We start from the raw sequence: 23,381 nt of genomic DNA on the forward strand, positions 1-23,381 counted from the left end.
CACCATGAACATGCAACCGGAAACTCGCACCCAGGCTCAGGATTCCCGAATGAAAGCCGCCGTCTATCGCCGGTTCGGGGCTCCGGAGGTGGTGCTCATTGAAGAGCTGCCCAAACCCGCGCCGGGGCCGGGCGAGGTGCTCGTCAAGGTTCACGCGAGCACGGTGAGCGCCGCTGACCACCGGGCTCGCGGGCGTACCGCCCCGAAAGGACTGGGCCTCATGGTCGCGCTCGCGCTCGGCGTCTTCCGCCCTCGCAAACGGGTCCTGGGCATGGATGTCGCCGGCGTCGTCGAGGCCGTGGGCGCGGACGTCACGTTGTTCGCTCCCGGCGACGAGGTGATCGCGATGCTCGGCGGCACGTTCGGCGGGCACGCCGAGTACGTGTGCATTCCGCAGGGTGGCGCGATCACGGCGAAGCCACGCAACATGAGCTTCGAGGAGGGCGTGGCCCTCGTGTTTGGCGGAATCACCGCCCATGCCTTCCTCAGCCGAACCACCGTCAAACCGGGCGACACCGTGCTCGTCAACGGCGCGTCCGGCGCGGTGGGGACCGCGGCGGTGCAGCTCGCCAAGGAGCTGGGTGCGCACGTCACGGGCGTGTGCAGCGGCGCCAACCGGGACCTGGTCACCGCGCTCGGCGCGGACCGGGTGATCGACTACACCACGGAGGACTTCCTCACCGAGGGGCAGTCCTACGACGTCTTGATGGATTGCGTGGGCAATGCCCCGTTCGAACGGGCGGGGGCGTGCGTCAACCCCGGCGGTGCGCTGTTGCTCGTCATCTCCGACCTGAAGGGAATCCTGCTGGCGTCTCGGCACAGCGCACAGAGCGGAAAGCTGGTCACCGCGGGCAACGTCGCGTACACAGCCGAAGCGCTGGCCTTCCTGGTCGGGCTCGCCGAAGCGGGTCGGCTGCACGCGGTCATCGACCGAAGCTACGACCTGGCCGATATCGCCCCGGCACACCGCTTCGTCGACACGGGGCGCAAGAAGGGGAGCGTGGTCCTGCGCCTCGCGAACGGTTGAGCGGCAGGGTGGTCAGATCGGTTGCTGGTCTTCTGGCTCGCGCGCTCACTCGTCACTATTGACTGTATAGTCAGTGCATGCTGACCATTGCTTCGCGTCTCGATGTGATGAACCGGCTCGGCCGGGCGATGGCCGATCCGACCCGGTCGAGGATCCTGCTCACCCTGCTCGAACAGCCCGGCTATCCCGCCCAGCTGGCGCGCGACCTCGATCTCACACGGTCGAACGTGTCGAACCATTTGAGTTGCCTGCGCGGCTGCGGCATTATTGCCGCTGTGCCCGAGGGCCGGCAGACACGGTACGAAGTCGCCGACCGACACCTGGCCCGAGCGCTGACGTCGCTCTTCGACGTTGTGCTCGCGGTGGACGACGGCGTCGAATGCCCCGACGAAAACTGCGACCTGCCCCACTACTGCGGGACCGGAGCATGACCGCCACAGCGAGCGGCCCCGCCCGCGTCATCGACCCCGGCCGCAAACGGATCCTGCAACGCCGGATCCGGATCATCGTCGCCGTCACCATCACCTACAACGTGATCGAGGCGATCATCGCTCTCGCCGCCGGCACCGTGGCCTCCTCCGCCGCCCTGATCGGCTTCGGTCTCGACTCCATCGTCGAAGTGCTCTCCGCCGCCGCGATCGCCTGGCAGTTCGCCGCCCCCGACCCGGAGAAGCGCGAGAAGGTTGCGCTGCGCGTGGTGGCGTACTCGTTCTTCGGCCTGGCCGCCTACGTGATCGTCGACGCGGGCCTGTCGATCTTTGGCCTTCGCGAGCCGGAACACAGCCCGGTCGGGATCGCGCTGGCCGCCGTCAGCCTCGCCATCATGCCGGTCCTGAGCTGGTTCGAACGTCGCACCGGCCGTGAGCTGGGATCGGCGTCGGCCGTTGCGGACTCGAAACAGACCCTCATCTGCAGCTACCTGTCCGCCGCGCTCCTCGGCGGGCTCCTGCTCAACTCCCTGCTGGGGTGGGCGTGGGCGGATTCGATCGCCGCTCTCGTGATTGCCGGGTTTGCCGTCAAGGAAGGTCTGGAAGCATGGAAGGGCGACACCTGCGCCGTGCCGATCAGCGCACTCACGGGCGAGCGAACCCTCGACGCGGACACCTGCTGCTGACAAGCACCTGGTCCGCTCACCGCACCACACCGACAAGGAAAACCATGGTCACCGCAGGCAATAAAGCGAGCATCCGCAACACACCGAGGTTCCGGGCGGCTGTGTTCACGGCAGTTGCGGTGGCGTCCACACTCACCGGATGCTCTGTCCCGACTGATCGCGGGCAGGAACCTGCGGCCGAGAGCGGTGACGCCTTCGGCCACGTCCACGGGATCGGCATCAACCCGGCCACCGGCGCCGCATTCGCCGCCACCCATGCCGGGGTCTTCGAACTCCCACCCCTGGACGCCGACACGGTTCGCGCCGGCGACCTCGAGGGACCCATAGCCGGGCGAGCGCAGGACACGATGGGGTTCACAATGAGCGGAGACACGATGTTTGGGTCCGGGCATCCGGACCCGGCCGAAGAACCGGCTGTGAGCCCGCCAAATCTCGGACTGATCACCAGCAGCGACAACGCCTCCACCTGGGAAACGATCTCCTTGCGCGGGCAAACCGACTTCCACGACCTTGCCGTGGCCCCGGACGGCAACACAACCCGCATCTATGGGCACGACGAGTCCGCCGGCACCGTCTCGATCAGCCGGGATGGCGGCAGCACATGGGCCGCCGGCGCCACGCTTGCCCTGCGCGATCTGAGCGTCGACCCGACGATGCCGAGCACGCTCTACGCCACCACCGCCGACGGACTGGCGGTCAGCACCGACAGTGCTCAGACCTTCACCCTCGTCCCGGGCGCGCCGCCCCTCTACCTTCTGGATTCGCTCGACGAGAAGGCCGGCGGGCTGATCGGGGTAACCGTGGACGGAACCGTCTGGGTCCAATCGGGGAGCAAGCCATGGACATCCACCGGCACCATTGAGGGCGAGACCGAAGCTCTCACCTACGCCGCAACGCCGATGTCTCGACTGGTTGTGGCCAGCGGTCGAGGGATCATGGCCAGCGATGACCTCGGCAAGACGTGGCGCGACGTGGTGCTGAACTGATGACTCGGATGCGGGTCGAGATCCTGCATATCGAGGACTGCGCGAACGGGAGTCGAGGACATGAACCCGCATGTGCAATAATCTGCGTATGAATGCAGATACGGATGGTTGCGCGCTGGATACGGACAGTGAGTATGTCGAGTTAGCCGTCGAGGTGTTCGCGATGCTCGCCGACGCCACGCGCATTCGGATCATCCTCGCGCTGCGAGACACGGAACTGGCTGTGAACCAGCTGGCGGAAACCGTCAACAAATCCCAGGCCGCCGTCTCACAGCATCTGGCGAAGCTGCGCCTGGCCCGCATCGTGACCACCCGACGCGAAGGCACCCGGGTGTTCTATCGTCTCGCGAACGAACACGCCCGTCAGCTCGTCGCCGACGCCATCTTCCAGGCCGAGCACGCCCTCGAGGGCGTCCCGGCCCACCACCGGCACCCGTACGAAACCGCCGGCACCGAGCACGAGGCCGGCGCCCGTGCTTGAGGTCCTGCGGAACTCGGCCTACCGAAGACTGTTCAGCGCCCAGGTGGTGGCGCTGATCGGCACAGGCCTGCTCACCGTCGCCCTGGGGCTGCTGGCCTTCGATCTGGCCGGCGGGGATGCCGGCATCGTCCTGGGCATCGCGCTGACGATCAAGATGCTCGCCTATGTCGGCGTCGCCCCTGTCGTGTCCGCGCTCACCAGCCACATTCCCCGCAAGGTCTTGCTGGTCTCCTCGGATGTCCTGCGCGCCGGGGTCGCGATCTCGCTCCCCTTCGTCACCGAGGCGTGGCAGATCTACGTCCTCATCTTCGTGCTCCAGGCCGCATCCGCCACCTTCACGCCCGCGTTCCAGGCGCTGATCCCGGATGTTCTGCCCCAGGAAAGCGAATACACGCGGGCGCTGTCGCTGTCCCGCCTGGCCTACGATCTGGAGTCGCTGCTCAGCCCGATCCTCGCCGCGGCACTGCTCACCGTGATCAGCTACCATTCCCTGTTCGTGGGGACGGCGCTCGGCTTCGCCGGCTCGGCCGCGCTCGTGCTATCCGCCACCCTCCCGGCGATGAGGGTCACCGCAGGCACGCCGTTCCTCGACCGGCTCACTCGGGGTGTGCGCGTGTTCTGGCGCACCCCGCCGCTCCGGGCGCTGCTGGCGATGAACCTCGTCGTCGCCGCGTCCACCGCGATGGTGATCGTCAACACCATCATCCTCGTGCAGAACAGCCTCGGACGCAGCCAGGTCGACTTCGCGATTACCCTCGCCTGCTACGGATTGGGCTCCATGATCGTCGCCCTCGCCCTGCCGCGCGTGCTGGATCGGTTTCCAGATCGGCGCGTGATGCTGATCGGAAGCGCCATCCTCCCGGTCGGGCTCATCGCCGTTGCGCTCCTCACCCTGGCGCCTGGTTCCCCAGCCACCTGGCCGGGAGTGCTGACGGTCTGGTTCGTGCTCGGCGCCGCGACGGCGCTGATCCTCACCCCGTCGGCCCGGCTCCTCCGACGCCACTCCGACGACACCAACCGGCCTGCGGTCTTCGCCGCCCAGTTCTCGCTCTCCCATGCCTGCTTCATCGCCACCTACCCGCTCGCCGGGATCCTCGGCGCGACGCTCGGGCTCGCCCCGACCGCCCTCATCCTGGCCGCCATCGCCGTGCTCGCCGGGATCGTCGCCGCCCGGGCGTGGACGACAGCGGCGACAACTGACGAGGCCCAAGGGACGCTCACCTCGCCGTCCTCGAGCGGCCGTTGAGTCTCGGCAAGTGACAACGCGAGAGGCGATAGTCCTCTCGCCCGAGACACGGGCTCGACGGGCTCGACGGGCTCGAAAATCCTTGGGGTTCGATTCGCGGCCGTAAGTGGAATGATCTGCGCTGTGCCGCCAGCGCGATGCCCGCGGGCCGCGCTTCCGGGCGTGCAGTAAAACGGCAGTATTCAGTCGCGAGATACCTGGAATCGCGTGGCGGAACACGCCCGCAAGTCCTGCGGCTTCGGTGCCCGGCTTGCGGGTCCCTGTTCGCCCCTCTCGGGGCTCGGCGAGCGGCCCTCGACCTACCTGGTCGTGAGGGGCAGGAACTCAGGCGCCCTTAGTAGACGTAAGGCTCCGCGGGCCGCTCTGTGGGCGTGATCGCGTCGGGGACGAGCACGATCTGTTCGTCGCTGATCGCGCTCGGGTTCATCTTGAAGCCGCTGCTGATGGTGACCCAGCTGTCTGTTTTGAACTCGTCCTGCCACCCCGGGTAGTAGACGGGGATGCCGATGGGTTGGGCATCCACGGCGCAGCAGCTGACGAAGAAGCGGGCGACGAAGAAGACGTTCTCGGGGTCGCTCTTGTCCGGGGTGACGAATCCCGTGACGGTCGCGGTTTTGTCGGCGAAGAAGTCCTCGCCGGCGCCCTGTCGGAGCAACGACGACCAGTCCCGCACGGTGAACGCCGCGTAGTCGCCGCCGATCAAACCGCTCGCCTCTGCCTGGGTGAGCGTCGACGCCGATCCGTTGAGATCGCGCTGCTTGACCGTTGCCGAGGTCAGCGTCGATGGAGGAAGGACCAGGAGCGTGACCACGGCCGCGACGATAATCAGGACGCTCCCCGCTGACCAGAGCCATCTCCCCCGCCGTCCACCGGTGTCCAGGATTGCTTCCTCGTCTGACGGACGGGGAACGACGGCGAAAGCCACAACGACAAGGACCGCGGCGATGACAGCCATGATGATCGTGAAAACGAAGTATCGCGGGTGGATGTACAACCCGAGTTGCCCGGTGATTCCCAGCCAGACCGTGGAGATGATGCCGACGAGGCTGAGCAGAACGCCCTGCCACTGGTTCACGAGTCGTCTAAACAAGGAAGTTGACCGCCAATCCAAGGGCTGCAGAACATAGCCCGATCACGAGCGTGACTTGCAGGAGAGTTTTCGCGGTGAAGGTGGTGCGCAGGAGCGCGAGCATTTTCACGTCGATCATCGGCCCGAAAACAAGGAAGGCGACGATCGCGCCCGGCATAAACGTCCCACCGAAAGAGAGGATGAAGAATGCGTCCACGTTGGAACAGATCGCAATGACGAATGCGAGCACCATCAATGCGAGCACTGACCAGACCGGGTTGCCTCCCATGGCGACGAGCACCTCGCGGGAAACGCCGACCTGGATCAGCCCCGCGATCCCGGCGCCGACAAACAGCGCCGGCAACATGGCGCTGGTCTCCTGCGTGAACAGGACCGCGCTGCGCCGCATTTTCCCAGTCGGCTGACCGTGATGGTCGCCCAGGGCGCAGGTGTCCTGGAACCGGGGCGTCAGCAGGGACTCAGGCCGGGGGTGCCGGCTGTAAATCCAACCCACGAGGTTCGCGATGAGGAACCCGCCCAGGATGCGGGAAACCAGGATTCCGTCGTCCCACCCGAACGCCTGGTAGGTGGTCATGATCGTCACGGGGTTGAGAATCGGCGCCGCAAAGAGAAACGTCATCGACTCGGCCACCGTCAGGCCCCTGGCCATCAGCCCCCGGGCGAGGGGGACGTTGCCGCATTCGCAGACCGGCAGCAGCATCCCGAGCAGCGACAGGACAACCCGCCGCGCCACCGGGTTCCGGGGCAGGCGGCGGAGCAGGTACCCCTCCGGGAGCCAGGTCTGCACCACGATCGAGAGCATGATGCCGAGGAACACAAACGGGAGGGACTCGATGACCACGCTGATCGACAGTGTGACGAAGTCGCGCGCGGCATCCGCCATCCCCGCTTCGCCCGTGGGCGGGGACACGATCCGAGTGAGGATGAGCGCGGCCAGGATGGTGAGGCCCAGCGTCAACCGGAGTGCAGGCCCGCGCCGAACGGTGAGGGTCTGGCTCATATGCACATCGTATGTGAGTTTCCGGCGCCGGCCGGGAGTCACCGGCACCAGCCGGGGAGGAACCCGGAGATGCTGCGGTTGCTTGCACCCGTTTCCAGGTCAATCAGGACGATCGTCAAACCGGTGGTGGCCGGGAGATTGGGGTAGGAGTCGCTCTTACCATCCGTGGAGAAGATCTCCGCGGCGAGAAATTGTCCGTTCGGAGAAACGCAGAAGTTACGGACGCGGGAAGACTCGGATGGCGTTTGGTAGACGATCTTCGAGCCGTTGTCGTCAGTTACCGTGATCGCAGAGATCATCTCCGTGGTGTCTGTCGACTCCTGATCGAATTGCCGTGCATACCGACCCTGGCCATCCAGGAGGACGAGCTGGCCCGGGTACGCCGTGTCGCTGAGGACGCTCTCGGCAAGGTCAAGCACCGTCACCGTGCCATCCGTGAGGTCAATGGTCGCGCCCTGTGTCGGATCGGCGACCACGAGCTCCTTGGTGCCGGGGATGAATCCGCGGATCTCAGAATGCTGCCCGAGGGGAGTGAGGGTGCCCTTCTTGCCTTCCTTGAGAGCATCGAGGAGGAACACGTTTTCATCCTCCGCCTGGACCACGAGCGAGGTCGTGCCAGGAATGAAGTCCAGATCAACCACTGACATCGGCCGCCCGTCGAGCCCCGCCACCTCCGTTGGAAGGCCCGAACCGGCGGCCAGATCGTAGACGAACGGGGTATCCCGGTACTTGGGCCCGGGAGCTGTCGGGGAACTCGTGAAGGTGTAGGCGATGAGGTTCTCCGACGCGGCCGTGCGCAGCCGCTTAACCGTCCCCTCCGTCGGAAGAGGCACCGGTACCTGCGCCGCGCCAGACAGAGAGACGATCTCCAGGGAAGACGTCTCGTCCTCGCCGATTGTGACCACAGCCAGAGCGTCCGCGAGGACGCCGTACTCCTGGATTCGTGGCGCACTGAAGACAGCCTCCCCGGAGCCGCGACCCAGGATCGTCGTCCGTCGGATCGTGTCCGACCGCTTCAGCCCGGCGTCGTCAACGCGCACATCGCGCTGGAGAGAGTAGATGTCGCTGTCCGGAGTGGTGAACGAATGCTCCAGTGTTGACGTGGCGTCCTGGGATGTCCCCTGGACTCCGCGGACCTTAACCGTGTACGTGGTGTTGTAGCGGAGGATGCCCGTGAACTGGATCGTGATCGCGGAGTCGGCGACGGTCGCAGTGACATCCGTTTTCGGTTCGACCGTCACCTGCTTCTCGTCCACGGACACGAGCGGCTGGTTGGTCTGCAGTAACAGACGCTGGCCGCTTCGCGCTACAGCCCCCTCGAGGTTGAGCTCGGCGGAAGTGAGACGCGGCCCCTGCGTGAAATTCGCCGCCGTCAGAGCGCCGACCACCACGGCGAGGATGGCGACCGTGCCGGAAAATAGCCTCACGAATCGCTTGCCCGATCGGCGGGTAGAGCGAGAAATCTCAGCCGACATCGAGCTGCACGATATGCCCTGTGGGCGGAGTCAACTGGTGACTCAGGTCGGTCGCCTTCGAGCCCGTCGGGCGGGAAGTCCTGCCCCGCCAACTCGCCGTCTGCCTCATGCGTCCAGCCTAATGCGCGACTACTTCGACCGTTGACGAGGTCGTTCGCCTCGTGGCGATTACTCTTAGCCGAGCCTGATGCCCCACGAGCTCATGAACGACACCGGATCAACTTGGGCTCCGCCAACACGGGTTTCGAAGTGCACGTGACAACCCGACGACGCGCCGGTCGATCCGACGAGGGCGACCGTGGCGCCAGCGGCAACTCGCTGGCCCTTGGTCACAACGTTCTGGCTGTTGTGGGCGTAACCGGTCTGGATTCCGTTGCCGTGATCGATCAGGACCCAGTTGCCGTAACTGCCCTGATATCCGGCCTCGATGACGGTTCCCGCTTGTGCCGCGCGCACGGGCTGGCCACAGGGCGCGGCGATGTCGGCGCCCTTGTGGAATGAGCTGACACCGGCGACCGGCGCGTTGGGGCGCGGGCCGAAGGCAGAGCTGATCCGGCCTGCTACCGGCAGCAACCAGCCTTGGCCGGTTCCGACGGCGACGCTGGCGGCTTGGACTTGCGCGGCGGGCTTGGGTTTGGGCTTCGGTTTTGGAGCCGCGGCAGAGGTGTAGTCGTCTCGCTGGACTGTGATCGTTGCAGCCGGACTGACCTGCAGGCTCTGCGCCGGCCTGGACATCGGTACGTTCTGCCCTGGTCCGGAAGGCGGGTCGGGTGCGACCGCGTATGCCGGTACGGAACCACTGACGGCGAGGAGGGCAACGAAAACCATAGCGACCGGCCCGATCATGTGGCGCCGCATCGACGTCCTCACCCTGCCCTCGGCTGGAAGCGATGCATCGCGGGGCTCGTCAATTGGTGACGCCCCGTTGGCGCGGCTATTCAAGGGCGCCTCTCGGCGCAGGGCAAAGCGGACACAGCTTGATGGGACGCATGATTCAACTCTCGTTATCGCGGCGGAGCGCGCGGGGCGGTAGGACACTCGAGCGGGGGCGTTCCAGCCGGGACCAGGTCCGGGGAAACGGCACTCACAAGTGAGTAAGGAGCCCTAAATTGCGACAAGGAGGTCATCATGACGCCAAGTGCATAAGCACCGAGGCTACGTCCTAAGCCTGAGTGAACGGTGTTTAAGCCGACATTTGCTCAAGTTTCTTGCGACCGTGTTGCTGATCGGCTCGATACTGGCGTTCGGATCGAATTGGATCTCACGACACCAGCTCTAGCGCACCTCGATGACGCCCATCATGCCGTTGTCCTCGTGGTCGAGGATGTGGCAGTGGTAGACGGAGCGTCCGGCGAAGTCGTCGAAGGCGATCCGCACCCGGATCTGGCCGCGCGCCGGCACGTTGACAACGTCCTGCCAGATCGCGGTGTCGGGGGCGCGACCATCGGACTCCACGATCTGCATCGGCCACACGTGCAGGTGCACCGGGTGATCCATCGGACTGGTGTTTCTCAGGGACCATTCCTCGACGCTGCCCGCTTCGACCGTGGTGTCCACCCGGTCCCCGTCGAATTCCCGGCCGTTAATGGTGAAGCTCATCATGCCGCCACCCCCGCCCATCATTCCGTCCATTCCCATGGCAAAGGTGAGTTCGCGGCGGGCCGTGACGGCTCTGCCACGGAGGTCCCGGGGCACCGGCTGGGCCGGCACAGTTGGCGGCGCTGCGACCTCCTCGCCAGCCACGGTCAGGGTCGCCAGCGAGACGCGACCGGTCGACGTGCCGGAGCGCGGCCGTTCGCCTCCGCCCATCATCCCCCCGGGGCCGCCCCGGTCGTATGGCAGCGTCTCGAGCACCGCCGTGCCGTCGGCCATCGTGACCAGCAGGTCCGCCCGATTGCCGGGCGCGAGAACGATCTCGTCCACGGTTTCGGGGGCGCCGAACCGGCCCGAGTCAATGCCGAGCAGCTGCATCCGCTGCCCGTCGAGCCGAAGCCGCAGGTACCGGGACACGCAGGCGTTGACAATTCTCCACCGTTCACGTTCAGCGGGGCGGGCGCTCATCCGAGGGTTCACCTGGCCGTTGACGAGCACGAGTTCGCCTTCCCGGCCCAGCATCTGCTCCATCTGTGAGACGGCCGGGATGCGCCCCAGCCCGTCCAGGGTGATGTCCGAGATCACGAGCACCCGTTCCCGGGCCGCCTCAATCGGTTCGGGATCATCGACGATGATCGCCCCGTAAAGGCCGCCGAAGATCTGATCGGCGACGAAACCGTGGTGGTGGGGGTGGTACCAGTACAAGCCTGGCGGATGGTTCGCCGGCAGCTGGTACTCGTAGTCGAAGGATTCGCCCGGCTCGATCATCACGAACGGATTGTCGCCGTTGCCCTCGGGCGAGACATGCAGGCCGTGCACGTGCAGGTTCGTGGGGTCGTCAAGACCGTTGTGCAAGGCCACCCCAAGCCGGTCCCCCGCCTTAAGTCGAAGGGTTGGTCCTGGAATACCGCCATTGAAGCTCAGGGCACTGGCGCTGCGCCCGCCGATCTGCACCGTGCCGAGGGCCGCGTCCAAGCGAAGCTGCAACCGGCCGTTCGCGCTGCGCAGTTCTGATGGCTCCGCGAGTTCTTCTCCCGGCTGCGGCTGCGCGGCATCTGCCAATGACGACGTCCACAGCAGACCCGCGCCACCAACCACTGTGCCCGCCAGCCCCAGACCGCCGAGCGTCAAAGCGCCGCGGCGGCTGATCGGTTCCACTAGGGGTTCTCGCCGAGCACCTGGACCTGTTCCCGGTACTGCTCGGCCGTCAGCTCGCCTTTGGCGTATCGTTCGTCGAGAATCTGACGAGCCCGGCTCGGGCCAGGTGTCGGACCAGTTGCGCCAGGACCTCCGCTACGACTGCTGCCTCCGCTGAACACGCGCACAGCAAGCACGACAAGCAGCACTATCCCGACCAGCATCAGCAGCCCAAACAGCCACGTCCAGCCCATATTCCCGCCGTATCCCCACATCATGGCTAACTCCTCTATCCGCTGGCACGTTGCACTTGTTACGCCCCATGGTACCCCTGGAGGGTATCCGTGTATAGGGATATGATGAGGCCGGATCAGGCCACACCGTTTCGTTTGCGACAGGGATTCCGCATGGATATTCGCCTCTTGTCAAAGCTTTTGTACCTCCGTGCACGCTGGAAGGGCCGGGATCACTGGACTACCCGCCAGATCGAGGCACATCAGGCACGGGCTTTGCGGGATCTTCGCCGGGCGGCATACGCCGGCTCCGAGTTCTATCGACAGCACCACGCTGGTTTGTTTGACGCGCCGTTGTCCCAACTGCCTCCGGTGACGAAGGCAGACCTGATGGGCCACTTCGACCAGGCCGTGACCGACCCCGGGCTGCGGCTAGCGGATGTGGAAGGGCATCTGCGGAACCTGGTGTCGAGCGGCGCGGACCCCGGGCGCCCCTGGCGGGGTCGCTGGTGGGCAGCGGCCACGGCGGGCACGACCGGGCGGCGAGGCATCTTTATCTGGAATCGGCGCGAATGGGCCACGGTGCTCGCCTCGTACGCCCGGGCCAACGACTGGGCCGGAGTGCCGGCCGGATTGACTCATCCGCTGCGGGTCGCTGTGGTGAGTTCCCGCACGCCGACGCATCAGTCGGCGGTGGTCGGGGCCTCCTTGCGATCCCGGCTGGTGCCGACGCTCCGATTGGACGCCACAAGTCCAGTGGTCGAGATTGTCGCCGAGCTCAATGCCTTCGAGCCTCGGCTCCTTGTCGGGTACGCGTCGGCCCTCAAGCCTCTGGCTGCCGAGCAGCGCGCGGGCCGCTTGCGTATTTCGCCGCAGTCGGTAGTGTCTGCGTCTGAGGTGCTGAGCGAGCATGCTGCCGCCGAAATGCGGGCAGCGTGGGGGTCGGCGCCCTTTGACGTCTATGCCGCTACCGAGACGGCAGGCATCGCGTCGCCATGTGTGTTCCACAACAGCCACATATACGAGGATCTGGTGATTGTCGAACCGGTGGACCAGGCCGGCCTGCCGGTTCCGGCCGGGACGATCGGCGCCAGGATCCTGGTCACCGTCTTGTTCTCCCGAACCCTGCCGCTGATCCGGTATGAGATGTCCGACAGCGTCGGTATCGGCGGTCGGGGTTGCCCGTGCGGTCGTTCATTCGCCCTCCTGGCCGGAATTGAGGGACGAATTGAGGACGTGCTGATGCTGCCCGGGAACACAGCCCAGGTGAGCATCCACCCCAACGTCTTCCACAACGTCCTGGACGACGCAACGATCGCGGGATGGCAGGTCATCCAGGAGCCGGCATCCCTGCGAGTCCTGCTCGCCGGCCTGGCCGCGTCGGCATCGGTGGAGCAGGTTCGCGCCGACGTGGAGGCAGCCCTGAAATCAGCGGGAGTCGTCGGAACCGACGTCGACGTGCGAGTGGTCGACGCCGTCGAGCGCACCGCCCTCGGGAAGGCGCCGCTTGTGCGAGGGTTGCGGAAACGGCCATGAACAACCTGCATGTACTGAGTGGTCGAGAGGACCCGTCATGTCCACCATTGCCATGAATTGCTTCGACGAACGATGGTCGTCGACGTCAAGGATCCGGAGGTCGACATGTATGTCGTACTCAAGGAGCTGGGCGGCCAGGACGCGACGCGCCACCACCTCTCGATCGTCAACCACGCGGTGAAGCGCTCATGATCGGCCGGATTGCCCATTCGTCGATATGCTCGGACCAGCGACCCAGAGAAGCAGACGCAACGCCGTTTGGAGGTGCGACGCAGTGATCGACACGCGACGCTCGAGCCAGCTTGCGAGGACGCCCGCGGCGGTCTCAGCGGCCGTGATCCTGGTCGCCGTTATCTCACTCTTTCTCGGTCTGCATACGCTGCACGTTCAGGGCGATGATGCGCCAGGAACATCCCTCACAAGCCCCTCGGCCGGGCCGCTGGCCTTGGAGTCGCTCGCCAGCGTCGCCGGTGAGACCCGGCAGACATCTTGCCCGGATTGCCAGAGCCACTGCCCAGACGGTGAATCGACTGCTTCGTGTGCGCCTGCCAGCACGCCTGTGCTCATGACGCCTTCCCTCCCTCGGCAGAACGAACCGAATGACCTGGGTCGTATCGATGACTCTGCGGGCGAGGCTCGCCCGGTGTTCGCGTCGCAAAAAACCCACCCGGTTTCGCTCGTTGAGCTGTCCGTCAGCCGCGTCTAAAATCCTGCCACCAGCCCGGGCGCAAGCATCGGATCCGGGTTCCAGACCGGTTTAGGGTTCGGCGTGGGCGCGCGTCGAATGCCGACGGCATCGCATTCCAGAGAGGAACAGTTCGCATGAGTCAGCAAATTGAAACCGCAGTCATCGAGGTGAAAGGCGTCAACTGGGCCTCGTCCAAGGCCGTCGCCGAATCCGTGCTCTCCCGCCGACCGGGGGTGCTGAGCGTGGAGGCAAATCCGGTTGCGCAGACCGCCACGGTCGCCTTTGACCCAGCGTTGACATCAATTGCAGACCTCGCGCGCTGGGTTCGGGACTGCGGTTATCACTGCTCTGGTCGCTCCGTCCCGAACCACATTTGCGACCCCATGGCGGCCGGCAGCTTGCACACATCGCACGACGGACACGCGAGCGGCACGCACGTGTCGCACGAGGGACACGCTGGACAGGCTGGACAGGCCACGACAGCCGCTGTCGAGGAGCCGGTCCCCGCCCATCCCGATCACGCCGGCCACGCCGGCCACGCCCAACCTGTCACCAGAACCGCGCAGGAGGCCATGGGCCACGGCGGCCACGGCGAAATGTCCATGGACTCCATGATCCGCGACATGCGCAACCGGTTCATCGTCGCGGCAGCCCTGTCCGTGCCGATCACGCTGTGGTCCCCGATCGGACGTGAAGTCCTTGGATTCACCGTGCCGGCCCCGTTCGGCCTCCGGGACGACATCTTCGCGCTGCTCCTCTCCCTCCCGGTCATCTTCTACTCCGCCTGGATATTCTTCGACGGGGCCGTCCGGGCGCTGAGGGCGCGGACGCTGGACATGATGGTGCTCGTGGCCGTCGGTGTCGGGGCCGGGTGGCTGTACAGCCTGGTCGTCACCCTGACCGGCGGCGGCGAGGTGTTCTACGAAGCCGCCACCGTGCTGGCCAGCTTCGTGCTCCTCGGCCACTGGTTCGAGATGCGCGCCAGGGGCGGCGCCAACGACGCCATCCGCACCCTGCTGGAGCTCGCACCGCCGATGGCGCTGGTCATCCGCGACGGCGAACCGGTGGAAGTCCCCACGTCAGAGGTGATGCCCGGCGACCTGATGATGGTGCGGCCCGGGGCAAAGATCCCGACGGACGGCAAGGTCGAGGACGGAGAATCCGAGATCGACGAGTCCATGGTCACCGGGGAGAGCCTGCCGGTCGCCAAGGCGCCCGGCTCCGACGTGATCGGCGCCACGGTGAACACGACCGGCACGCTTCGCGTTCGTGCCACCAAAGTCGGCGCGGACACCGCGCTGGCCCAAATTGTGGCACTCGTCCAGGAGGCGCAAAACTCCAAAGCCCCGGGGCAGCGCCTGGCCGACCGAGCCGCGTTCTGGCTCGTGCTCGTCGCGCTGATCGGTGGCAGTGCCACCTTCGCGGCGTGGCTACTGGCCGGTGCAACCGTCCAGACGGCAATCCTCTTCGCCATCACGGTCGTCGTCATCACCTGCCCGGATGCCCTCGGTCTGGCCACCCCGACGGCCATCATGGTCGGCACCGGCCTCGGCGCGAAACGGGGCGTCCTGTTCAAGAACGCCACCGCGCTGGAGACCGCGGCACGGATCGATGCCGTCGTGATGGACAAAACCGGAACCCTGACCCAGGGCAAGCCGGAGGTGACCGACTTCGTCGCGCTTCGGATCGACGAGGACGAACTGCTGTCCCTCGTCGCCGCCGTGGAACGGGAGTCGGAGCATCCGCTCGCCGCTGCGGTCGTCACCTACGCCGAAACCAGGGGCGTCCCCTCACTTTCCGCAGCTGACTTCCGCAACGTTCCCGGCCATGGGGCCGGTGCCACAGTGGCGGGCCGCCAGGTGTTTGTCGGCAATCGCAAGCTCATGCTCGCCCAGGGCATCGACATCGGCCCGGTGGCCGCGCAACGCGAAGAGCTCGCTGCCACTGGGCGCACGGCAGTCCTGGTCGCCGTGGACGGTCAAGCGGCCGGCGTCATCGCCCTGGCCGACGCCGTCCGTGAGACCGCCGCCGCGGCCGTTGCGGCACTGCACGACGCGGGCATCGAGGTCGTCATGCTCACCGGCGACAATGAAGCAACCGCGCAGCGGATCGCGTCCCTGCTGAAGATCGACACAGTCATCGCGGAAGTACTGCCCGAAGACAAATCCGCGAAAATCGCCGAACTGCAGGCGACCGGAAAGCGCGTCGCCATGGTCGGCGACGGCGTCAACGATGCCCCGGCGCTGGCCCAGGCCGACCTCGGCATCGCCATCGGCGCCGGCACGGATGTCGCCATCGAGACGGCAGACGTGGTGCTGATGCGCTCCGACCCGCTCGATGTCCCGGTGGCCCTGCGCATCGGGAAGGGAACCCTGCGCAAGATGCGGCAGAACCTCGGCTGGGCGATCGGCTACAACGTGATCGCGCTGCCGATCGCCGCCGGCGTCTTCTACCCGTCGCTGGGCCTCATGCTCAGCCCCGAAATCGCCGCCATCTCGATGTCCGGCTCGAGTGTCATCGTCGCCGTCAACGCGCTGCTCCTGAAACGGCTCTCCCTGCCCCTACCGAGCGAGCCGGTCGACGATACGAAGGTCGTCGAATCGGCACCGGCACCGAGTGGCGCGCGTTAGAAGCCGGGAGCCATGCCGGAGACCTGGATTTCTCGAGCTTCCCTTCGAGCAGCGGGGTTCCGCACCGCGCGTAACGGGGGGGTCCTCTCCCTATTGATTGTCCGAAGACGATACAGAGACTTGGAGGCACAGTGTTGTCGTCTACTGTGTTAATTTCCAACGCCTCGCGCGTGGTCGCACTCGACATTGCGCGGGGACTCACGATCTAAGGGATGTTCGTCGCGTCGTCGGCATCGTACTTCGTGGGCTCATCGTGCTGCGGTGGACCCTCGGACTCGGCGCCGCAGTCCTGCTGCTGGGGGCACCTATGCTCGCGGCCGCCCTCAATGGAGCCGGACCCACGATGCAACCGCTGGCCGCCCTCGTGCGGGGCTACTTCCTCACCGACGACTACCCGGCGCTGATGTTCCTGCCGTTTCTGCTCGTCGGCCTCATCGAGGCCCGTTCCGACCTCGGCCGCGCCATGACCCAGTTCTGGATGATCGCCGGCGGCGTGCTCGCGGCGGTGCTGGGCTACGGCGCGGCTTACGTTCTACCCGGACTGACCGCCCGGGCACATTCGGGTTCCACTGCCGAAATCCTGGGGTCTGGGGGTTTTGCGCTCGCGGTCATCGTTCTCGGCAAGGGACCGCTCGAACGCGGGCTCGCGTTCGCAACCAGAGAGCCAGTGTCTCGAGCGAAGGCTCGCGCTCGTGCAAGGTCTCACGACGCGGCACCGGAGCCGAAGATCCAAAACCGATGAGGGCCTGGAATGGCAGCAAGACCTTGTCGGGACGGTCCAGGGCGCGATGTTGAGGATGAGTCCCGGTCAAGAATCGGGTTGGCGTTCAGCTTCATGTCACCTCCACTACGATTTCCCCGTTGGACGAGATCGCGCTCAACGCACCCCCGCCCAGCTGGCACAACGACGGCGGCCGCTGCGGAGGCCCCGCGTTCGCGCGTCTACCTAGGTCAGTGGCTTCCACGCCCGGCCCCGATCGGTACTCGCGTAAACGGCAGCGTTGCTGCCGCTGAGCGCTGCGGCGTAGAGCGTCTTGCCGTCCGAGGAGAACGTGGCCGCGGACGTGCCCTCTGGCACGGCCAGGATGGTCCAGGTCTGGCCGCCGTCTCCGCTCATCGCGCTGCCGGCCATGCCGACGGCCACCAGGGTCCGGCTGTCGGTCGGGTCCCAGGCCGCCGACATCGCGCCGCTGGGACCGCCCAGCGCCGTCCAGGTGATGCCGCCGTCGGCGCTAGTGACGAGGCCGGTGGACATATCCGGTGCGATCAATCTGCGTGGGTCATGTGGATCGACCAGGATGATGCCCATGAACGTCCGTCCCGCCTGGGCGTTGCGGGTCGTCCAGGTCGTCCCGCCGTCGCCACTGGCGAGCAGCCCGCGCTCGGGCGTGCCGGCGTACACGGTGTCTCCGGCCCCGCCCAGGGCGTGGACGTCACCGAGGTCGCCCTGACCTGTGACGCGAGAAAAGGTGTTGCCATCGGAGGAACGGTAAAGGCCCGGATGTCCGCCGATGAGCGTTTCCCCGCCGGCCGCGGCGGCCCCCATGGGATCGGCACCGTCCAGCGACGGGAGCTGTGTCCACGTCGCGCCGCCGTCGGCGGAGACGGCCCCGCCGTCGTGCCCTCCAACGTATAACCGGTCCTGAAGCACGGTCAACACGTGGAGATCACCGCCGACGTACGGCCCGACGGTGCCCGTTGATTGCTCCCGGGGCACGCCACCGCCGATGGCCGCTATCCAGCCGCCGGCGATGACAGCGCCGATAACGACCGCGACGACCGTTATCCAGATTCGTGCGCGCATGAGCGCCTCCTTCTCTTTCTCGAAGAGAGCGACGTCGAACGCGGCCCAGCCGCGACCGCAAGTGCTCCCGCTGCGGTCGGCTCCGTGGGCACCAGTCTGCCGCTAACCAAGGCGGATTCCCCGTGCGCTCATAAAGCGTTCTGGGTCGATGCGGGCTCCGTCGACACGGGTTTCAAAGTGCACATGGCACCCGCTTGACGCTCCGGTCGTCCCGACCAACGCGATCGCCGCGCCGGCATCCACGGATTGACCCGGTTTGACCAGCACCCTGCTGTTGTGCGCGTAACCGGTTTGGACGCCGTTACCGTGGTCGATGAGAACCCAGTTTCCGTAGGAACCGAGGTCACCAGCGTAGACAACGGTTCCCGCCGTTGCGGCGAATACCCCCCTGCCACACCCGGCGGCAATGTCCGTCCCGTAGTGGAACGCGCCGACACCGGCAACAGGCCTGCTGGGGCGCGGCCCGAAGCGACTACTGATCCATCCGGAAACGGGCAGCGCCCAGCCCTGGCCGCTGAGCTGACCCGAGTCACGTGACCCTCCACCCCCAGTCGCTGCTGCCGCCGCCGCTGCTGCTGCTGCTGCACGGCGTACCGTCTCGCCTTTCGCGAAGTCGGCTTCTGTGGCGGCACGTCCCTCTTTCAGGACCGCGAGTTGCGCCTGCATGGTGCCGGCGTATTGCTGCTGTTCGGCGAGCATTCGTTGCACTGCGGAGCTCGCCTCGACGGCCCTGGTCAATGCCGACTGTGCCTCTGCGGCCAGGGCGCCGAGTGCTTTCTTCGCCACCTTGGCCTGATTTGTCAACGCGGTCGCGGAATTCCTGTCCGACGCTGCTTGCGCATAGACAAGGCTCGTGCGCTCGGTGAGTTTGCTCAGTGAACCCAACCGGGAGAACAGGCCTTCCGAGTCGCTGCCATTCAGGAACAATGTCATCGAGAGGTCCGTGCCACCGGATCGAGAGAGCATGGACGCCAGTCTTCCTGCCTGCTTCCGAGAGGCATCCGCGCGCTTGGCGGCTTCGTCGGCCTGCGCCTGCAGAATAGTTGCGCGGTAGGTGGCCTCGTCAAACAACCCCTGGGCGCGCTCATATTCGGCGCCCCGCCGCGTGGCAATGCCCTTCGCGGTCTCGAAGTCTGTCTTCAGTCCCGCGATCAGGGTGGTCAGCTTGTCTATTTGGGTGCGCTTCGAGGCTTCACTGGCCCTAGCGTTTTCGACGTCCGCCCAGGAGGGGTACTCGGTGGCCCGTGCGGGTTGTATGACGCCAGCAGCTGCGACGAGCGAGAGTATGACGACAACGCCCCACGCTCCCCGCCAGGAACCACGCTGACCTCCAGAACCACCGGCCCCATGCGAATTGGCGATCACAGCGGGCCCACCCTCGTGGTGAGCCACGCGAACGGGTCCGTCGGTGTCACGCCATCGAGCAGGATCTCGAAATGCAGGTGAGGACCGGTACTCTGACCGGTGTTGCCAACGCTTCCGACCTGCTGCCCGACGACGACTGGCTGCCCCGGTCTCAGGGCGAGAGAGCCCTCCTGCATGTGGGCGTAGAGGCTGCTGACGAGCCGACCGTCAACCCTGTGGTCAATGATGGCGTACACGCCGAGCCCGCTCTTGTCGGTTGAAGACACTTCGCGCACCACACCATCAGCGATCGCTTGGATGGGTGTGCCAACGCCGGGGTTCATATCGAGTCCCTTGTGGAAGCTGGAACAGCCTCCACACGGCGGCACCCGAGGCCCGAAGTAGGTCGAGATCGGGACACCCGTCAGGAACGGCCACTGGATCGGACCGAGATAGTTCATGTAGGTTCCGGCAGTCTGAGAGTACGCGAACGGCGCAGGCCGAGGCGCCGTGCCCACCTTGTATCCGTCGCGCTGAACCGTGACCGACGCCGCGGCGCTGACCGGAAGACTCTGCACGCCGGCGGCAACCGAATGGTGCGGTGGCTCGGCAACGGCGCCGGGATTAACGGCGAGGGCGGGCAGAGACACGCTGACCGTGAGGAGCGCGACGAAAGCAATTGCAGTCGACGCGAACGCTCGCTGCCGCAGGGGCTTCGTGGCCGCCCGCAACAGTTTGCGGCGTGTTTGCGGTTGATTTCGGCGTGTCCGCGGTCGATGTTTTCGAGCGCGCTCACGCTCCTCGGCCAGCCTCGTGTTTCGTCGCGATGGACTTGGGGTCTCTGGTGTCGTGTTGATGACGTGCCTCGTATTCGAGATAAGCAATTCGAGGTCGATTACAGGGTTGCCAGGAGCTCCTTCATGTACTGGATCTCGGCGGACTGGCTGGTCACGATCGCCTGGGCCATGGCCTTGGCATCTGCGTTTTCGCCTGCGTCGAGTTCAGTCTGGGCCATTGCAATGGCCCCTTCGTGGTGCAGCGTCATCTGCTCGAGGAACACCTTGTTGGCTTCTGATCCAGATGCGTCCCGGAGAGCCATCATGTCGTCATCGGACATCATCCCGGTGCTTCCGTGGTCCATCCCGGACATGTCCTCGTCAGCCCCCCAAGCAGTGAGCCACGACTTCATCTGCTTGATTTCCGGATCCTGCGCCGCCTTTATCTGGGTGGCGAGGTCGACGACGCGCTGGTCGACACCGTCCTTGCCCAGAACGTCCTCACTCATCTCCACAGCTTGTTCGTGGTGGGGGATCATCATCTGGGCGAATGTCACGTCGGCCGCGTTCGCTGCGGATGCGCTCGGGGTATTGCTGGTGTCGGAGCTGCCGCCCCCGTTCGTGCCGGCCGTGCCGCCCGTGCAGGCGCTGAGGGTGAGGGCTGCAGCCAGTGCGGCGGCGGCGAGGATGTAGGTGCGTGTTTTGAGCATTGTTCTTCCATTCATTGTCAATCATTTACGAACCGGGAGCCCGTTGGGCACGGCAAAGCGGCGCAGCCAGGTGCTGGCGCGCGAGCGGGTTCGTCTAAATGCGACTGATGGAAAGCAGGATGAGGCTGGGCCGGTGAACGTGAAGCGGGATCGTGCGGAACGAGCTGACAACGAAACCGCCGGCGTCAAGAAGTTGCCTGTACACCGAAGGCTGGCGAGTCAGACGAATGAGAGCCACGACAATGAGCAACACCGAGCAGGTCATCGCCAGGATGCCGCAACCGGCCATCAAGTCGTCCCCGAAGCTGAGCCATCCCCCATCGAAGCCGGAGGCGACGGCGACGACGGCATCCGCACCAGCGCTGGCCACCATTTCGTTCGCACCGGTGAGGTACTCAGCTGGCGCTGAGGCGCCCGGTGCAGCGACGGCCATCTCATGCTCTGCGCCGACGCCGGCACCGGAAGAATGAGCGGCGAACAAGCCGAGGAGCAGGGCAGCCGTGGCCAGAACCGACACGATCACGGAGCGGAAGACATGGCGTCGGGGACGTCCCGAGATCGGGGTGTCGTTCACAATCATGTCACCTCCAGTTCGAATCGGATTGGTTACGCACAGTTCGGGCCTCTCATACAGTACCCGATGGCCCGAGCGGCCGGCTGGGAGAACGGTGTCTAGCCGACCGGGGCGAGATCTCGGAGCTCACCCGAGGTCGCGTCGCGCACCGGCGTCGGCTCGGACAGCGGGCGGAATCCGCGGAGCCTGAGGCTGTTGCTCACCACGAAGACCGATGAGAGCCCCATGGCGGCGCCGGCGATCAGGGGGTTGAGCAGGCCGAGCATGGCCAGCGGGATCGCGGCGACGTTGTAGGCGAAGGCCCAGAACAGGTTGGCCTTGATCGTGGCGAGGGTGCGCCGGGACAGCCGGATGGCATCCGCGGCCGCCATCAGGTCGCTGCGAACGAGCGTCAGGTCGCTGGCCTCGATGGCGACATCGGTTCCGGTGCCCATCGCAATGCCGAGGTCGGCCGTGGCGAGGGCCACCGCATCGTTCACCCCGTCACCGACCATCGCGACGACCCGACCCTCGCGTTGCAGGGCCCGGACGGCCTCGGCCTTCTCGGCCGGGAGCAGCTCGGCCCGCACGTCGGTGATGCCCACTTCCGCGGCCACGGCGCGAGCCGCGCGCTCGTTGTCGCCGGTCAGCAGCACAGGTCGCAGGCCGAGGCGGCGGAAGGCGGCGATCGCGGCCGTGCTGCTCGCCTTGACCGTGTCGGACACGGCGAGGACGCCGCGCGCTTGCCCGTCCCAGGCGACGGCGACCACGGTCTGCCCGAGCGACTCGAAGGAGGTGAGCGCGTCCGTGAGTTCCACCGGGAGCGTGATGCTCCACTCGTCGGCGAGCCAGCGCGGGCGGCCGACGAGCACGAGGTGCCCGTCGACGACGGCCTGGACGCCGAGGCCGTCCGTGGAGGCGAATGAATCCAACGGCGGCAGCGGGCCCAAACTGTGCTGTGCGCCCGCGACAATGGCCGCGGCGATCGGGTGCTCTGAGCCGGTCTCGGCGGCGCCGGCGAGGCGCAGCAGCTCGTCTTCGGCCACGCCGACAGCGGGAATGGCGGCGACGAGGCCCATCCGGCCTGTGGTCACCGTGCCGGTCTTGTCAAGCACGATGGTGTCGACGCGGCGGGTGGATTCGAGGATCTGCGGCCCCTTGATCAGGATGCCCAGCTGGGCGCCGCGCCCGGTGCCGACGAGCAGGGCGGTCGGGGTGGCCAGCCCGAGCGCGCAGGGGCAGGCGATGATGAGCGTCGCCACCGCCGCCGTGAACGCCACGACCGGACCCGCGCCGATGAGGAGCCACACGGCCAGGGTGGCCAGGGAGAGCACGATCACGATCGGCACGAAGATGGCCGAGACCCGGTCGGCCAGGCGCTGCACGTCGGCCTTGCCGGCCTGGGCCTTCTCGACGAGCCGCCCGATCTGGGCGAGTTCGGTGTCCGAGCCCACGCGGGTGGCACGCACGACGAGCCGGCCGCCGGAGTTGAGCGTGGCGCCGACGACGACCGCGCCGGGGCCGACCTCCACCGGCACGGCCTCGCCGGTGAGCATGCTCGCGTCGACGGCGGAGTTACCCTCGACGACCTCGCCGTCGGTGGCGATCTTCTCGCCGGGGCGCACGACGAACAGGTCGCCGACCATCAGCGAGGCGGTCGGGACCCGGGTTTCGACGCCGTCCCGGAGCAGCGTTGCTTCCTTCGCGCCCAGTTCGAGCAGCGCCTTGAGCGCCGCGCCGGAGCGTTTCTTGGCCCTGGCCTCGAAGTAGCGTCCGGCCAGGATGAAGACGGTGACCGCGGATGCGACCTCCAGGTAGATCTCGTCGGCCCCGGCCCCCGGCTCCGCCGTGAAGGAGAACTCCATCGTCATGCCGGCCATCCCGGCCATGCCGAAGAACAGCGCGTAGAGCGACCAGCCGAGCGAGGCGAGCACGCCGACGCTGATCAGGGTGTCCAT

Annotated in this window: 22 protein-coding genes; 10 read left to right on the top strand and 12 right to left on the bottom strand. The window is 66.4% G+C overall.

Going from position 1 to position 23,381, the window contains the following annotated elements; translation table 11 throughout:
• Positions 1–4 precede the first annotated feature (4 nt).
• The 6 genes from BLQ39_RS10000 (at position 5) to BLQ39_RS10025 (ending at position 4,854) form a co-directional block, all read left to right on the top strand.
• Positions 5–1,027 (top strand): NAD(P)-dependent alcohol dehydrogenase, encoded by a 1,023-nt coding sequence (locus BLQ39_RS10000; protein ID WP_241982881.1) that lies wholly within the window; start codon positions 5–7, stop codon positions 1,025–1,027.
• A gap of 77 nt (positions 1,028–1,104) precedes the next feature.
• A complete protein-coding gene (cmtR, locus tag BLQ39_RS10005) occupies positions 1,105–1,458 on the top strand; it encodes a Cd(II)/Pb(II)-sensing metalloregulatory transcriptional regulator CmtR (protein ID WP_092323685.1) in 354 nt (117 codons plus the stop codon).
• Positions 1,455–2,141, top strand: a complete 687-nt coding sequence (locus BLQ39_RS10010) for a cation efflux transmembrane domain-containing protein (RefSeq protein ID WP_092323686.1) — start codon at positions 1,455–1,457, stop codon at positions 2,139–2,141. Before cmtR ends, BLQ39_RS10010 begins: the two co-directional genes overlap by 4 nt.
• A gap of 119 nt (positions 2,142–2,260) precedes the next feature.
• Positions 2,261–3,127, top strand: a complete 867-nt coding sequence (locus tag BLQ39_RS10015) for a F510_1955 family glycosylhydrolase (RefSeq protein WP_134575128.1) — start codon at positions 2,261–2,263, stop codon at positions 3,125–3,127.
• 88 nt (positions 3,128–3,215) lie between these two features.
• Positions 3,216–3,608: an ArsR/SmtB family transcription factor gene (locus BLQ39_RS10020; RefSeq protein ID WP_174775380.1), complete on the top strand. Its 393-nt coding sequence runs from the start codon at positions 3,216–3,218 to the stop codon at positions 3,606–3,608.
• Positions 3,601–4,854, top strand: a complete 1,254-nt coding sequence (locus tag BLQ39_RS10025) for an MFS transporter (protein ID WP_092323691.1) — start codon at positions 3,601–3,603, stop codon at positions 4,852–4,854. The genes BLQ39_RS10020 and BLQ39_RS10025 overlap by 8 nt, the downstream gene beginning before the upstream one ends.
• Positions 4,855–5,188: 334 nt before the next feature.
• Here the strand turns inward: BLQ39_RS10025 and BLQ39_RS10030 are convergent, their stop codons facing one another.
• The 6 genes from BLQ39_RS10030 to BLQ39_RS10055 form a co-directional block, all read right to left on the bottom strand.
• Positions 5,189–5,929 carry a TIGR03943 family putative permease subunit gene (locus BLQ39_RS10030; RefSeq protein ID WP_092323692.1) on the bottom strand — a complete coding sequence of 247 codons (741 nt, stop codon included), beginning with the start codon at positions 5,927–5,929 and terminating at the stop codon, positions 5,189–5,191.
• A gap of 7 nt (positions 5,930–5,936) precedes the next feature.
• Positions 5,937–6,944 (bottom strand): permease, encoded by a 1,008-nt coding sequence (locus tag BLQ39_RS10035; protein ID WP_092323694.1) that lies wholly within the window; start codon positions 6,942–6,944, stop codon positions 5,937–5,939.
• 38 nt (positions 6,945–6,982) lie between these two features.
• Positions 6,983–8,371: an Ig-like domain-containing protein gene (locus BLQ39_RS10040; RefSeq protein WP_092323695.1), complete on the bottom strand. Its 1,389-nt coding sequence runs from the start codon at positions 8,369–8,371 to the stop codon at positions 6,983–6,985.
• 222 nt (positions 8,372–8,593) lie between these two features.
• Positions 8,594–9,154: a M23 family metallopeptidase gene (locus tag BLQ39_RS10045; RefSeq protein WP_166784446.1), complete on the bottom strand. Its 561-nt coding sequence runs from the start codon at positions 9,152–9,154 to the stop codon at positions 8,594–8,596.
• A 540-nt stretch (positions 9,155–9,694) separates the two neighbouring features.
• The gene (locus BLQ39_RS10050) at positions 9,695–11,170 is read right to left on the bottom strand and encodes a multicopper oxidase family protein (RefSeq protein ID WP_092323698.1); all 1,476 of its coding nucleotides are present in this window, start codon (positions 11,168–11,170) and stop codon (positions 9,695–9,697) included.
• A complete protein-coding gene (locus tag BLQ39_RS10055; protein WP_092323700.1) occupies positions 11,170–11,427 on the bottom strand; it encodes an SHOCT domain-containing protein in 258 nt (85 codons plus the stop codon). Before BLQ39_RS10055 ends, BLQ39_RS10050 begins: the two co-directional genes overlap by 1 nt.
• A 327-nt stretch (positions 11,428–11,754) precedes the next feature.
• Here BLQ39_RS10055 and BLQ39_RS10060 point away from each other — a divergent pair, with 327 nt between their 5' ends.
• From BLQ39_RS10060 to BLQ39_RS10070, 4 genes are all read left to right on the top strand, one after another.
• Complete coding sequence (locus tag BLQ39_RS10060) at positions 11,755–12,918, top strand: phenylacetate--CoA ligase family protein (protein WP_241986992.1); 1,164 nt, start codon at positions 11,755–11,757, stop codon at positions 12,916–12,918.
• A gap of 57 nt (positions 12,919–12,975) precedes the next feature.
• Complete coding sequence (locus BLQ39_RS16155; protein WP_256332739.1) at positions 12,976–13,110, top strand: hypothetical protein; 135 nt, start codon at positions 12,976–12,978, stop codon at positions 13,108–13,110.
• Positions 13,111–13,740: 630 nt separating this feature from the next.
• Entirely contained in the window at positions 13,741–16,236 is a 2,496-nt protein-coding gene (locus BLQ39_RS10065; protein ID WP_174775381.1) for a heavy metal translocating P-type ATPase, read from the top strand.
• Between the two features lie 307 nt (positions 16,237–16,543).
• On the top strand, positions 16,544–16,978 hold the full coding sequence (locus tag BLQ39_RS10070; protein ID WP_092323702.1) for a hypothetical protein: 435 nt from the start codon (positions 16,544–16,546) through the stop codon (positions 16,976–16,978).
• A 204-nt stretch (positions 16,979–17,182) separates the two neighbouring features.
• Here the strand turns inward: BLQ39_RS10070 and BLQ39_RS10075 are convergent, their stop codons facing one another.
• The 6 genes from BLQ39_RS10075 to BLQ39_RS10100 form a co-directional block, all read right to left on the bottom strand.
• The gene (locus tag BLQ39_RS10075; RefSeq protein WP_092323703.1) at positions 17,183–18,040 is read right to left on the bottom strand and encodes a hypothetical protein; all 858 of its coding nucleotides are present in this window, start codon (positions 18,038–18,040) and stop codon (positions 17,183–17,185) included.
• 102 nt (positions 18,041–18,142) lie between these two features.
• The gene (locus tag BLQ39_RS10080; RefSeq protein WP_135109424.1) at positions 18,143–19,405 is read right to left on the bottom strand and encodes a M23 family metallopeptidase; all 1,263 of its coding nucleotides are present in this window, start codon (positions 19,403–19,405) and stop codon (positions 18,143–18,145) included.
• A complete protein-coding gene (locus BLQ39_RS10085) occupies positions 19,402–20,034 on the bottom strand; it encodes a M23 family metallopeptidase (protein WP_135109425.1) in 633 nt (210 codons plus the stop codon). The genes BLQ39_RS10080 and BLQ39_RS10085 overlap by 4 nt, the downstream gene beginning before the upstream one ends.
• Positions 20,035–20,279: 245 nt before the next feature.
• Positions 20,280–20,870: a DUF305 domain-containing protein gene (locus BLQ39_RS10090; protein WP_092323708.1), complete on the bottom strand. Its 591-nt coding sequence runs from the start codon at positions 20,868–20,870 to the stop codon at positions 20,280–20,282.
• A gap of 94 nt (positions 20,871–20,964) precedes the next feature.
• On the bottom strand, positions 20,965–21,450 hold the full coding sequence (locus BLQ39_RS10095; RefSeq protein ID WP_092323709.1) for a hypothetical protein: 486 nt from the start codon (positions 21,448–21,450) through the stop codon (positions 20,965–20,967).
• Between the two features lie 92 nt (positions 21,451–21,542).
• On the bottom strand, positions 21,543–23,381 hold a 1,839-nt coding region (locus BLQ39_RS10100), incomplete at its 5' end, for a copper-translocating P-type ATPase (protein WP_092323711.1).

Origin of the sequence: Cryobacterium psychrotolerans, assembly GCF_900101115.1 — a bacterium.
In the GTDB taxonomy this organism is placed as follows: Bacteria; Actinomycetota; Actinomycetes; order Actinomycetales; family Microbacteriaceae; genus Cryobacterium; species Cryobacterium psychrotolerans.